The sequence below is a fragment of the Microcoleus sp. B9-D4 genome (assembly GCF_036705105.1).
GTDB lineage: Bacteria > Cyanobacteriota > Cyanobacteriia > Cyanobacteriales > Microcoleaceae > Microcoleus.
In genome coordinates, this window is sequence record NZ_JAUBTS010000059.1 from 1 (window position 1) to 12649 (window position 12649).

Annotated in this window: 10 protein-coding genes; all 10 read right to left on the minus strand. The window is 46.2% G+C overall.

Annotation, left to right across the window (positions count from 1 at the left end; genetic code table 11):
• Positions 1-99: 99 nt before the first annotated feature.
• Positions 100-1389: an HhoA/HhoB/HtrA family serine endopeptidase gene (locus tag QUB24_RS26180; RefSeq protein WP_333156540.1), complete on the minus strand. Its 1290-nt coding sequence runs from the start codon at positions 1387-1389 to the stop codon at positions 100-102.
• Between the two features lie 91 nt (positions 1390-1480).
• Entirely contained in the window at positions 1481-1666 is a 186-nt protein-coding gene (locus tag QUB24_RS26185) for a hypothetical protein (RefSeq protein WP_333156541.1), read from the minus strand.
• A 594-nt stretch (positions 1667-2260) separates the two neighbouring features.
• Complete coding sequence (locus tag QUB24_RS26190; RefSeq protein WP_333156542.1) at positions 2261-3343, minus strand: AI-2E family transporter; 1083 nt, start codon at positions 3341-3343, stop codon at positions 2261-2263.
• A 261-nt stretch (positions 3344-3604) separates the two neighbouring features.
• Positions 3605-4675 (minus strand): D-alanine--D-alanine ligase family protein, encoded by a 1071-nt coding sequence (locus QUB24_RS26195; protein WP_333156543.1) that lies wholly within the window; start codon positions 4673-4675, stop codon positions 3605-3607.
• Positions 4676-4872: 197 nt separating this feature from the next.
• On the minus strand, positions 4873-6213 hold the full coding sequence (gene miaB, locus QUB24_RS26200) for a tRNA (N6-isopentenyl adenosine(37)-C2)-methylthiotransferase MiaB (RefSeq protein ID WP_333156544.1): 1341 nt from the start codon (positions 6211-6213) through the stop codon (positions 4873-4875).
• A gap of 195 nt (positions 6214-6408) precedes the next feature.
• The gene (locus QUB24_RS26205) at positions 6409-7560 is read right to left on the minus strand and encodes a DNA cytosine methyltransferase (RefSeq protein ID WP_333156545.1); all 1152 of its coding nucleotides are present in this window, start codon (positions 7558-7560) and stop codon (positions 6409-6411) included.
• A 124-nt stretch (positions 7561-7684) separates the two neighbouring features.
• Positions 7685-8113 carry a hypothetical protein gene (locus QUB24_RS26210; protein ID WP_333156546.1) on the minus strand — a complete coding sequence of 143 codons (429 nt, stop codon included), beginning with the start codon at positions 8111-8113 and terminating at the stop codon, positions 7685-7687.
• A gap of 399 nt (positions 8114-8512) precedes the next feature.
• The gene (locus tag QUB24_RS26215; protein WP_333156547.1) at positions 8513-10516 is read right to left on the minus strand and encodes an FHA domain-containing protein; all 2004 of its coding nucleotides are present in this window, start codon (positions 10514-10516) and stop codon (positions 8513-8515) included.
• Between the two features lie 247 nt (positions 10517-10763).
• Positions 10764-11294, minus strand: a complete 531-nt coding sequence (locus tag QUB24_RS26220; protein ID WP_333156548.1) for an FHA domain-containing protein — start codon at positions 11292-11294, stop codon at positions 10764-10766.
• 725 nt (positions 11295-12019) lie between these two features.
• Entirely contained in the window at positions 12020-12250 is a 231-nt protein-coding gene (locus tag QUB24_RS26225) for a KGG domain-containing protein (protein WP_006631632.1), read from the minus strand.
• Positions 12251-12649: the final 399 nt, after the last annotated feature.

The window sequence follows — 12649 nt, forward strand, 5'->3', positions numbered from 1 at the left end:
GTTCCACAAAAGATAAATTTTCTTGTGGAACAGGCCGAAAAGCCTGTTCCTAAAAGGCTAATTGAGAATGGTGCAACATATGAGTTGCAATCAACAATTCTACCGCTGCTGGTCCGCTGGAAAAGCACCCGCTTTCACCGCCACAGTAACAGGTTGTCCGCCGCGGCTTAATTCAAGCTGCAGATCGCTGCCCACTGTACTTTTCTCGACAATTTGCTGTACGCTGCCAGCATCAGTTACTTCTGTACCGTTGATTTTCTTGATCACATCGGCAAGACGAACTCCAGCTTGTGCCGCCGGAGAATTTTTCGCAACTCCCAAAACTAACACACCTTTATCTTCAGTCAGCCTCAATTTGGTGTTGGGATTTTGATTAAATTCTTTCTTGATTTCGGGAGTAATGCTCAACATCCGAACGCCGAGATAAGGATGTTCTGCTTTTCCTGCTGTTACTAATTGATTGGCAATTTGTTGTGCTCGATCGATCGGAATAGCAAAACCCAATCCTTGAGCGCCTTGAATAATCGCCGTATTCATGCCGATAACTTGACCGCGCTGGTTCAGCAGCGGCCCACCAGAATTGCCGGGATTGATCGCAGCGTCGGTTTGAATAAAGCTGACGCGCTTGTCGGGAACACCGACATCGGCGCTAGAACGGCCTGTAGCGCTAATAATTCCCACAGTCACAGTATTGTCCAAACCGAGGGGATTGCCGATCGCGATCGCCCATTCTCCGGGCTGTAACTCTTCAGATTTGCCCAAACTCACCACAGGCAAATTGTTAGCTTCTATTTTAACAACAGCCACATCAGTAACTGTATCTACGCCTAAAACTTTGCCGACAAATTCGCGGCCATCCTTCAGTTTTACCGTCACCGTATCCGCCCCGTTAACGACGTGAGCGTTAGTCAAAATGCGGCCATCAGAACCAAAAATAAAGCCCGAACCGGAACCCCGTTCTACCCGATTTCCCGGTTGAATGGGAGAGTCTGAACCGAAGAAGCGGCGGAATTGCTCGGGTATCTCATCTGGAACTTGGTTTGTCACCGTGCGAGACGAATTGATCCGCACCACTGCCGGGCCGACTTCCTGCACAACTTTAGTGACAAAATTAGAGTCTTGAGAGGGCAGTATATTGGCAGGCAATGCTGAGATTGGCGCTGTAGTTGAAGGTTCAGCTTGAATGGCGTTAGAACTTCCAGGAACTTGAGAAGTTAGGGCGTTGCACCCAACAGTTGCGGTGGAACCGAGCAAAATGAGAGATAAAAAAGCCAGTTTTTTCGGCAAAGAAGAACGGCGAGAACGCACAGTTGTAGCAGGCATATTTTTAGTTGACATAGTATTGAGTTGGTGGGAGTTAGAGGGAAAGTTATAATTAGGATTTTGCATTTTTAGCACCTACTGTAATTAAATTAGAACTAAAGGTTCTTTAATTTTTATTCAAGCATTTATGATATCTGCTTGACTGGTGGGGTTTACCCTACAAGCTGGGGTAGAAACCGGACAGTCGTAGGCAAATTGTTTGTGGATTCGAGCTTTTGAGTGCGATCGAACTGGGTCGGCACTGGCGAATTGCTGTCTGAGTGCGATAATATAAACTACGGTAGCCAGCTCGCATATTCCGCATTTCCCGCGAACTGTTCATAGGATTGATATCCGAAGTCATGCGATTTTAGATTTTAGATTTTAGATTTTGGATTGACTTGCGCGAGATAAATTCGGGGGCTTGAGGATTTGAGATTTTAGATTTTGGATTGATTCCACGGATCAATCACGTGGCGGGTACCATCAAGAATTTCTTGGTCAACAACTATCTTGCACTCAAAAAAACCAGGTTTCTACGCAAAATCTTCGTTGTGAGCGATCGACGTTAACGTAGAAACGGAGTTTTTGAGCCCGCCTGCATCCAGGAAGGATAGCAGCTAAAGCACCGGAAAGCCTCACCCTACAGCAGGAAGTAAAAAACCTGTAATATCGTTTCCGGTTGTATCGGAATGATTTAACCGCAGAGGGCGCAGAGAACGCAGAGGGAGAGAATACAGAGAGGAATACAGGACGATGCTACCGGATTTGATATAAAGCCTCAAGCTAAAGTACCAACTAAACCTAAGTCAATCGATTTGAGATTTTAGATTTTAGATTAAAGAATTGAAGCATTGACCCCACGGATAAATTCGGGGGCTTGTATCCTGGATGCTTTCGGTCAAAATAGCCTGCAAAAACTATCTTCAAATCTAAAATTTGAACCGATGGATTAATTTTATTGCTCCATAGGTTCAATGGAACTAACCGAATCAATTTCCCTCGACTTGTTCCTCGAACTTTCCAAAACATCAACAGTATTCTTAATAAAACCAGCCATCGGCACAGCCACTAACAAACCTGCTACTCCTGCCACTTTAACCCCCACCAGCAGCGCCACTAAAATCCACACAGGATTGAGACCGATAAAACCGCCTAATAACCGAGGAGCAACCCCGCTTTCAATTATTTGCTCAATTACTGTAGCGACAGCTAAAACTGTGACGCCGAGCCAAAAGTTGTTTAATGTGATCAGCAAACTAACAATGCAAATACTGAAAGGTGCCCCGAAGGGAATCATAGTCATTACACCCACACCCAAACCGAACAGCAATCCGAAGGGAACTCGTAAAATTAAAAAAGCAACAGTGATAGACAGTCCCATCAAGCCCGCCAAAGTTGCTTGGCCGACGAAGTAGTTGTGGAAGCTGCGCGCCAGCAACTCTCGCAATTGAAGGCTATGCTTGGAAGGAAACCATTTAAACAATCCTTCCCATACGCGATCGCCGTGCAAAAGCAAGTAGAATGTCACGACTATTGTGAGGAGGAAATTCAACAGACTGTCTGCAGCACCCAAGCCAAATTTGAGAATTTCCCCAGTGAGAGACTGCAATTGAGATGAAAGTCGATCGCTCAATTGGGTAGTCAAACCGCTAACATCAATGCGGAGATTGCGATTTTCTGCCCAATTGTGGAATGCTTCAATCTGTTCTGTGCCAGAAACTATCCAAGTCGGCAGTCGGGTGGCGAGTTCAGTGATTTGGTTTAGCAGAATCGGGGCCAGAGTTAGACCTAAAACCACCAATAGCAGTAAAGTCAAAAACAATACCGACAAAACTGCTCGATCGCGCTTCAAGCCGTATCTGTGCAGAAAGCGCACGGGATAATCTAGCAAAAAAGACAGCACTGTAGCCACTACCAAAACTGTAATCAGGGCGCGAAAATATTCAAAGACTAGGAGGGCTAACCAGCAGTTGAGTACCGCTAGGGGAAATACCAGTCCGTAAGTCCACCAATGCGACAGTTGAGTGAAACGTCTCATCTAAGTTAACCGAGTTAAATTTTGAGATGCAAGATGTGAGATTGACGCTGCTATTCGCCGTTCTCAGTTAAACATTTTATGTTGCTTTTCATTTATACCAGCCTGCTAAAAATTCCCAGTTGCTAGACCTGCAGCGGAAATATGGCTGCGGGCAGGCACTGCCTGCCACAACCATGTTATATTGTTTCCGCTGGTATGGATATATTACCTGCGAAAATATTTTTTTTTCGGTTGACACGGCAGCGGTTTGCAGCGCGCGATTCAACCTTTTTCCCCGTGGCGTTCGAGAGCTAATTGAATTAAACGGTCTACTAATTCAGGGAAAGAAATGCCGTCGGCTGCCCACATTTGCGGATACATACTGGTAGATGTAAATCCAGGAAAAGTGTTGATTTCATTAATCAAAACTTCTCCGGTTGATTCAATGTAGAAAAAGTCTACTCGCGCCAAACCGGCAGCGTCTATAGCCAAAAATGCTTGCACTGCCATTTCTTGGATTTGCGAGACGATCGCACCGCTGACTTTTGCCGGGATTGAGCAGTCGGCTTGTCCCTGGGTATATTTAGTTTCGTAGTCGTAGAAATCGCTTTGAAAAGTAATTTCTCCCACGGTTGAAGCTTGGGGATTATCGTTACCTAAAACTGCACATTCTAATTCTCTAGCCACCACACCCGCTTCGACAATTATCCGCCGATCGTAGCTAGCGGCGCTGTCGAGGGCTGCTTCTAACTCAGCGCGCGATCGAGCTTTAGAAATCCCCACCGACGAGCCCAAATTAGCTGGTTTGACAAAGCAAGGATAGCCCAAATCTGCTTCAATTTTATCACAGAGTTTGGGGAAAACGCAAGGATTAGACCAGATTTCCGAACGGTTAACAGCGATGTATTTTACCTGCGGCAAACCAGCGTGAGCAAAAGCCATTTTCATGGCAATTTTATCCATTCCCAGCGCCGAACCTAAAACCCCCGAACCGACAAAAGGAACTTGCAATAATTTCAGCAATCCTTGCACCGTACCGTCTTCGCCGTTTGGCCCGTGCAAAACAGGGAACCAAACATCTACAGCATTAAAATTAGGAAACTGTCCAGCGGGAGAGTCGTCTTGTGCTGTTTGTTCCTCTATTTCCAGAGGTTTTCCGGTGGCTAAGACTTCTTGAGGTAATGTTCCCGACAGCCAGCGGCCGTTTTTTTGGATGTAAAAGGGCAGAACTTCGTATTTAGAGGCATTTTCGTCAGCAGCGAGGGCACGGGCGATCGCCCGCGCCGAACTAATTGAGACTTCGTGTTCGCCCGATCGCCCCCCGAACAATAGCCCGATCCGCATCATTGTCATTTTTCTATACTCCCGCTACTTTTTGACAAATATACACGCAGAGAGCGCAACGAAGGCACATACGAACCGCTTTAAAACTACTTATCTCCTCCCTTCCACTCTTCCTCTGTGTCCTCTGCGCTCTCTGCGGTAAAAAAAATTACATCTTCTTAGAAAAGTTCACCAGTAAGCCGTCCCCTATCTCATTCCGGTGCTATTTAAAGCATTTCCCCCGTCAAACTAAAAGCGCGAATATCGGTAATTTTAACCCGCACAATTTTCCCCGCCAATTCAGCAATATCACCCTTAAAAAATGTGAGACGATTGCCGCGAGTGCGCCCCATCACCTGAGTTGGATCTTTGAGATTCTGGACTTCCACCAAAACCTCTTCAGTACGTCCGAAATAGCGCTGCGATCGTTCCATCGCCGTTGTTGTCACCACATGATTGATCCGCTGCAGGCGATCGGCTTTCACCTCCTCACTCAACTGATCTTCCCACAAAGCCGCCGGCGTCCCAGGGCGAGGCGAATAAGCCGCAGTATTCACCAAATCGAAACCAACGTCTTCGATCAACTTCAAAGTCTTCTCAAACTGCGCTTCCGTCTCCCCAGGAAAACCGACAATCGCATCCGCAGTAATCGAAGCATCCGGCATATAACGGCGAATTGTATCAATAATTCGGCGGTATTTTTCCTGAGTATAACCCCGCGACATCGCCTTCAAAATATCATTATCTCCCGACTGAAAAGGAATGTGAAAATGTTCGCAAACCTGCGGTAATTCCGCACAAGCCTTAATCAATCTTTCCGTAAAATAGCGCGGGTGGCTAGTAGCAAATCTGAGGCGATCGACTCCCGGCACATCCTGCAAAAAATAAAGCAAATCCGTCAAAGTATGCTGGTTGCTGCCGTCCGGTTTGCTTCCCGGCAAATCGCGTCCGTAAGCATCAATATTTTGCCCCAACAAAGTTACTTCCTTGTAACCTTGACGGCCCAAATCCTCCATTTCCGCGCGAATTGCCTCCGGCATTCGCGACTGTTCAACCCCGCGAACATTCGGGACAACACAATAAGTGCAGCGTTCATTGCAGCCGTAAATTACATTCACCCAAGCAGTCACCTTGCTGTCGCGGCGCGGCTTAGTAATATCCTCCATAATTTCAACAGCTTCAGTCGCCACAACTTGATTGCCCTCAAAAACTTGTTCCAGCAAATCTTCAAGTCGGTTAGCGTGTTGTGGCCCCATTACTAAGTCTAATTCCGGCACTCTCCGCAGCAGCGCTTCACCTTCCTGCTGCGCGACGCATCCAGCTACAATTAAAGTTAAACCCGGTTCTTGGCGTTTGCGATGAGCTTGCCTTCCGAGGTTAGAATAAACTCTTTGTTCGGCATTGTCGCGAATTGTGCAAGTATTGTAGAGAATCAAGCTAGCTTCGTTCGGGTCTTCCGAGAACTCAAAGCCCATATTTTCCAGAATGCCGGCCATCCGTTCCGAGTCGGCTTTATTCATCTGGCATCCGAAAGTAGTGATGTGATAGCGGCGGGGTTTAACGGTCATGGCGAATTGCAGGCAAATAAAAAATATAGGTTTTCAACCTTAACACTTTATTATAACACTTCTCTGTTAAACGACATACGTCTGGGAATTGGGAATTTTAATAATTATAGAGTGTGCAATGCGCCCCTTATCGCTACAAATAGTTTTAGATACCGACAAAATCTGCGAAGTCGGGTATCTGGATCTTCTGTTTTTTTAGTGAGATAAAAACTGTAAAATTGTTTTGGCAATACCTTGGGCAGCCAAATAAGGAACCCCATTGCCAACAGTTTTAAACATATTAGTCAACGTCATCTTAGTCGGCAGTGCAAACTCTTTGGGCAGTGACTGAATAGCCAGTGTTTCTGCAACAGAAAGCCGGCGAAGTTTGTAAGGGTGCAAGTGAACTTCGTTATTGCCGTAACAAGCTGTTGGTGAATAACGCCATCGGTGCAATCGCTTGAAAGATTTTTTTGAATCATCTCCTTCATCAACGGAAGCAAACCGCTTAAGGCCTGCTTTGGGTTGAAAATAGTTTTTGGCATTGGGATGGTTGAGAACGTCATTTTTTTGGAACCAAAATTCTACCGTTAAATCTTGGGGAATGCCATCAGGACAAGGCACGAAACCATCACCTGCAAAGGCAGTTCTATCCGGCCAAGGATGAGAAAAAATTTCTGATTTGGGATATAATATCTGACTTTGCCAAGGAAATAAACTTTCGGATAACATTTGGCTTTTTTCTTCTAGGGAAATGCCCAGATTTTTGACAAAGTTTTTTCTAATCCCAATCAAAATAATTCTATCCCTATCTTGCGGAACACCGTATTCTATCGCATTAATTAAACGTTCGGCAAAAACGTATCCCGAATCAGCCAACTGATTTTTGAGTGCGTCGTAAAAAGCTTTATGTTTTTTGGTTCTCCACAAACCTTTGACATTTTCAAATAAAAAGAAATCTGGCTGCTGCTGACAAATCAATTCAATGTATGAAGCTGAAAGTTGACCTTTATCTCCTTCCCCACCCCGGTTTTTGCCACCAATAGAAAAGTCAGGACAAGGTGGCCCCGCGATAAATCCTACAATATCGTGATGCTTGCGGGCATCCTGCATCAATTCCCGCAGGCGAAAAGCTGGTTCTCCCCCTACAAGTCGAGTTACATCTGCTTCCTCTCCTTCGCAATATCCGTATTCTGGTAGCGGCAAATTCAGGCACTGCCGAGAATAGCGGTATGCTTGCATGAAAGGTGGGAAAATTTCATTGACATACGCTACATTAAAGCCGATCGACTCAAAACCCAGATCGAGTAAGCCAGAACCCGAAAAAAATGAGAATATACAGGGGATGGGGAATTGGGAATTGGGCATGGGGAATTGGGAATTGGTAATTGGTAATTGACCGGGGCGGGGCGGGTTTATGAGATTATTAATTTGAGGCAATTATTATTTGTAAAAAACCCCCTACAGGCATCACAAAAATCACACAATATTATTACAACCATTGGCCGCCTCGGAAACGCCAGTGGGGAAACAAAATCCGCATGAGTGTTTGCGACGCCAGATAAATAGCTAGCCACACTAAACTATAATGCAAAGCAAAAGCTCCCAAGTCAAAATCTTGTGCAGGTATCCCCGGCAAACCGATAACTTTGATTAAAAATAACACAAAAAGCGCTTCCCAAATCCCAGCGAGTAATTGAAACGCGCCGGGCCAATCTCGATCCCAGCGGAACTGCTGGATGTAGATATATAAAGCATCCCAGCCGATGCCAAAAATCGCTACATACCCTAAAATCCAGAAAAAGATTGAGCCTGATTGGGAGGTAATTAAACCCATAAAAAAGGGCAGGGTTACTAAAACGCCTACGGTTGCAAATAACAGTAATCGAGTTTGCCAGCGGCCGAATAAGGTGGGAGTCATGCGATTTTAGATTTTAGATTTTAGATTTTAGATTGAATGGGAAGGTTGTTCGATTTTAGATTTTGGATTTTAGATTTTAGATTGAAGGCGAAGCTCTTTTAAATCAGTTAAATCTTACATCTTTTACCATTTGTAAGAACAGGCAAGATGCCTGTTCCACAAAGAGTGAGTTTTCTTGTGGGGAGTAGGGGTTGGGCCGGAGAGCCCTCCCGTAAAAAACCTATTGAAATACTGCAATATCTCAGTTAAGCTGTTGGGCATCTAAATTGTATTTTTTTGGCGGGCTTTCTGGCCCACCCCACAAGACTTTTCTTAAACTTGACTATACAATTTAAATGCACTTCAGCTTAAATCTATTAAATCCCCTACATTGCTTGTTGCCGAACTTCCTCTTTCCAGTTAGTCGGGAGATTTATTTAAAACCCACTTCAACCACTGCACGAACGATCGCCAAACGCTCAATTTCCGCACACCAGGAGCTCGGTTAGCTGCCAGACTTTCAACGGAACGCAAGGCAGCGTATTGCAAGCCCAAAAAACTGTCTACTGGCGCGTAAGGCCCCCCCAAAGTAATCGCGCCGGCTGCGTATACCCGGCCTTCTGTGTTGCTAGCAGAAAAATTCCGCAATTCGGGCACTTCAAAATCGTTGTTAACACTCAGCCGGCCCAAACCGTTGAGGGGAAGATTATATTGAGCTACCAAATCGTTTAACAGGGGACTGGTTTTTACCTTAGCGTCCAAACCCGTAGCATCAATAATAAAATCAGCTTGTAACTTAATTTGCCCCTTGAGTTCCTTCTCCTGAATGTACGTCACCGTGCGGTTTTGACTGTCGCGCTCGACTCGCTCGACTTCGCCGAAGGTAATTTGATACCATCCTTGACTTAAACCTTCTTTGACAATCCGCCGCCAGTCGCTGCGCTGGGCTGTGGTAGTGCCGCCCCAGTCTGTGAGCAACTGCGGGCGAAATTCCGGGGCGGCTTGTTCCAAAAGTACGCGGAGTTCCCCGCCCCAGCAAGCTTTCGGCCAGTTGAAAGGTTGAAATTCGTAGTGATTTTCGACTCTTCGCTCAGCGAGTTTAAATTTGTTACCTTGAGGTTTGGGCGATCGCATCAAATGCAATACTTGAATGTTGCCGTTCCGCTGTCGCGCTTCGTAAATCCGCTGCACAACGCGCGAAGCCACAATTCCCCGGCCTCTAATTAACACGCTGCCGCCCCTAGCCTCCAATTTTTCGTAAACACTGTCGTGGCTTTCGTAAGCGTTGACAACCGACTCAAAATCCTGGGTTTTTTCGCGATAAGCTTGCAAGTCGGGCAGAAATTGAATGGCGGGATAGCCGGTGGCTAAGTGTACGTATTTGGCGATTAAAAAAGCGTGATCGCGGTGATCCGCATTCGATCGAGAATAAGCGATCGCGTACCTGCCGTCATCTGTTTTGCGAATTCCCCGCACTCTACCGTAGCGAAACATTTGATTCCACCCAATTCGATCGACCTCCCTGTCAATAGAATCAAACACATTCCCCGCGCGAGGCGTATAAGTTTCGGCAAAAGTCGGTTCAGCAAACACCTGCCACATCAACTTCAACGACATTCCCAAACGCCCTTTGAGCAATTCCTGCCAAGCTTCCCGCAAAGCATAGGGAGGCCAGCCCCAAATGTTGTCTGGACAAGAGTCAGAATTCGATCGTAGGCGTTCCCGCAGCGGAATTTGGGAATTCAGGCATAGACGCAGGTAGCGGGCGTAAGGCTGGCTTTCCATGCCCAAAACTGCAATTCGATCTGTTTTCACACCGCAAATTCTCAGCAAATCCACCCAAATAAAGCTGCCCAAACCGCCGCCAACGGCAGCCCAATCAACTTCTGCCACAGGGAGTCCCATAGATTCTAGCGAGCGCATTGACACTTGAGAAGCGTGCAAAAATGCGATCGGCGGAAATTCTTCCCTACTACTTGTTTGAGGAAGCTGCAACATTATTTGCTGGCCCAATGCCGGGTCTGGCCCATTGGTCTGCGGGTTAAAGAAAATGTGAGAATTGACCGACGGCGTTTCTGGGGAATTAACAGCAAAAGAAATGCCGATCGCGTAGGGCCCAACTTGCAGCATATCCCCGTTTGCCAGCACGCAACGGGTTTGGCGAATGCCGTTAACAAAAGTACCGTTGCGGCTACCCGTGTCAGTGAGTAAAATACTGTTACCTTCGGTGCCAATCACTGCGTGAAAGCGAGAAACTTGACTGCTGCTGAGGGCAATTCGAGAAACTCGTTTCCCGTTGATAGTGGCGGGCATAGCTTCAAAAATTCGTCCCAAAGCGATGGGTAAGTCGAGTATCGGGGATCGACAATCCCCCGTAGCTGTATCTGTCCAAGTCAGTCGCAGGCGCAAGGGTTGAGAATTCATGATTATTTTTTAAACATCAGCCGTCGGCTTTGAGCTTTCTGCAAAAAAAGATTTTTGAATTTGAGAGTGTTTAGCGGATAGCCAGATTTTCCCTTTTTCTCCTATGTTGCACCATTGTCAATTAGCCTTTTATGAACAGGCTTTTCGGCCTGTTCCACAAGAAAATTCACTCTTTGTGGAACGGGCCGAAGAGCCCGTTCCTAAACAAGTAATTGAGAATGGTGCAACATCTCAGTTTTTCCAACTTTCACGGAGACAGCATCACACTCGCCGCCGCCGCCAAAGAAGTACCGCACCACGGGCACCCCGCATTCAACTGCGCGTAAGGCGAAATTCGGCTGCATTTGGGACACTGCAAACCATATTGTGAAGGCCCCGTCGGGTGAAAGTTAACAGGTGCGGGAGGCCCAGACAGCAAAACAGTCTGGGGCGCGGCTACTTGCACCTCCGTCACATTCACCACCTCAATTTGCACTTGGCCTAAATGGATATGGCTTCCCGAGTTCAATTTCGCTTCGCCTCGGGCGAGAATTTTTCCGTCTACCAGCGGCGGATTGCTTTCGCGCAAATTCCGCACTGCATACTCCTGCAATTCCTGATTAAAAAATATTTCAACGTGCAGCCCCGATACGGTGGGATGCGAAAATACTATATCGCACTTCGCCGGATCGCGCCCTAGCCTCACGGTTCCCGGATTTTTGCTCGGCTGTCCGTTTTCAATTGTCTGAGTTTGACGCACCCCAGCTTCTGTCCATGCTAAAGTGAGCTGGTTTGTCATGATTGTATAGTTTGCTGCTCAAAAATATAAAAAAATATTAACTGATTTATTTTGAGGACGGACTTCCTCACCAAAAAACTTAATTATAATTATTGACGCCGACTCGATCGCACTTCTAAAAATATTATGTGCAGCTATACAAAAAAGCCCTGACTTCGGGGCTTTTCGTGCTCGTATTGGCTTTTTTTGAGAGACTGAATCGCGCTTACCGAAGAAGAATTCAGAATTCAACAGCCAGAATCCAGAATGGATTGTGTGCGATACGATGGAGAATCGGGGTTTAAAGCCGCCGATTTTAATCGTGGAATAGAAAAAATTCTTTCCGTGACAGTTACACCTGAGATGTTGCACCATTCTCAATAAGCTTTTTATTAACAGGCTTTCCGGCCTGTTCCACAAGAAAATCTACTCTTTGTGGAACAGGCCGGAAAGCCTGTTAAGCGAGAATTGTGCAAGATGTGAGTTACACCTCACTTGGGGCATGGGGTATTCTGATTGGTTAAAAAATTGCTGTTCAAGATGTGCCAGCGATTGCTAAAAACTCATTCCTGTGGGGTTTTCAAATTTGCCAAGCTTTGGTGCGCTAGTTACGAATTTTGGAGGTTGGGCGATCGAACTACCTTGGTAACTTCGATCGCCCCACCTCCTCAAACGTTCACTGTCCTAGTGCTATCTCTCACCCTGCAACTGTGCAATCTTTCATTACAGGGTCAGCCTTGAGAGACTTAAGCTTCGCTCTTGCGGCTTTTCCGACCGCCTTCGCGACCAATTTGAGCCATGTGTTCGCGATTTCTGCTGACAGCTTCGCCGCCTTTTTGGCCAGCTTGTCTGGCTTCTTCAGGGGTGAATTCGTGTGCAGTGCCTTTCTCGTGTGCAGCTTTTCCGCCTTTGCTAGCAATTGCGCGCTGTTTTTCTGCATCCATAGAAGCGAATCCGCGTTTGCTTTTCTCAGCCATGACTGTCTCCTTGTTTGTTTCTGATTTTTTAGCTCGATCGCGCCTTCGCCTCCCACTGTCATGGTTACTCCCAGCCAGTGGTGAGATATCCGACGGTAAATTATGAAACCTCATCAGACGAATCTAAGCTTTTGGTTTAACTCGCAGGATGAATATTTCATACTTTACAAATGTGAACTAAAAATAGTTCACGTCCGGGCACTATAGTTAGAGCCGCCAATGTTTTAAGCTGGTTACTGTCTTTCAATCATTCTATAAACCCCCCCAACTTTTATACCTCTTTCTCAGGTATAGTCATTCTTTAGTTCGCTGGAAGGATGGAACCGAAAGCTGATTGGCAGTAGACTCAGAGGATTTTTCGACTTAACCGCGCCTCCTCAAAAACTAAAAGTCCAAAGA

Bases quoted from the DNA above. Each gene is read 5' to 3' on its own strand.
- QUB24_RS26210 (WP_333156546.1), bottom strand. From the start codon at position 8,113: ATGACTCCCACCTTATTCGGCCGCTGGCAAACTCGATTACTGTTATTT.
- QUB24_RS26185 (WP_333156541.1), bottom strand. From the start codon at position 1,666: ATGACTTCGGATATCAATCCTATGAACAGTTCGCGGGAAATGCGGAAT.
- QUB24_RS26225 (WP_006631632.1), bottom strand. From the start codon at position 12,250: ATGGCTGAGAAAAGCAAACGCGGATTCGCTTCTATGGATGCAGAAAAA.
- QUB24_RS26215 (WP_333156547.1), bottom strand. From the start codon at position 10,516: ATGAATTCTCAACCCTTGCGCCTGCGACTGACTTGGACAGATACAGCT.
- QUB24_RS26220 (WP_333156548.1), bottom strand. From the start codon at position 11,294: ATGACAAACCAGCTCACTTTAGCATGGACAGAAGCTGGGGTGCGTCAA.
- QUB24_RS26190 (WP_333156542.1), bottom strand. From the start codon at position 3,343: ATGAGACGTTTCACTCAACTGTCGCATTGGTGGACTTACGGACTGGTA.
- QUB24_RS26180 (WP_333156540.1), bottom strand. From the start codon at position 1,389: ATGCAAAATCCTAATTATAACTTTCCCTCTAACTCCCACCAACTCAAT.
- miaB (WP_333156544.1), bottom strand. From the start codon at position 6,213: ATGACCGTTAAACCCCGCCGCTATCACATCACTACTTTCGGATGCCAG.
- QUB24_RS26205 (WP_333156545.1), bottom strand. From the start codon at position 7,560: ATGCCCAATTCCCAATTCCCCATCCCCTGTATATTCTCATTTTTTTCG.
- QUB24_RS26195 (WP_333156543.1), bottom strand. From the start codon at position 4,675: ATGACAATGATGCGGATCGGGCTATTGTTCGGGGGGCGATCGGGCGAA.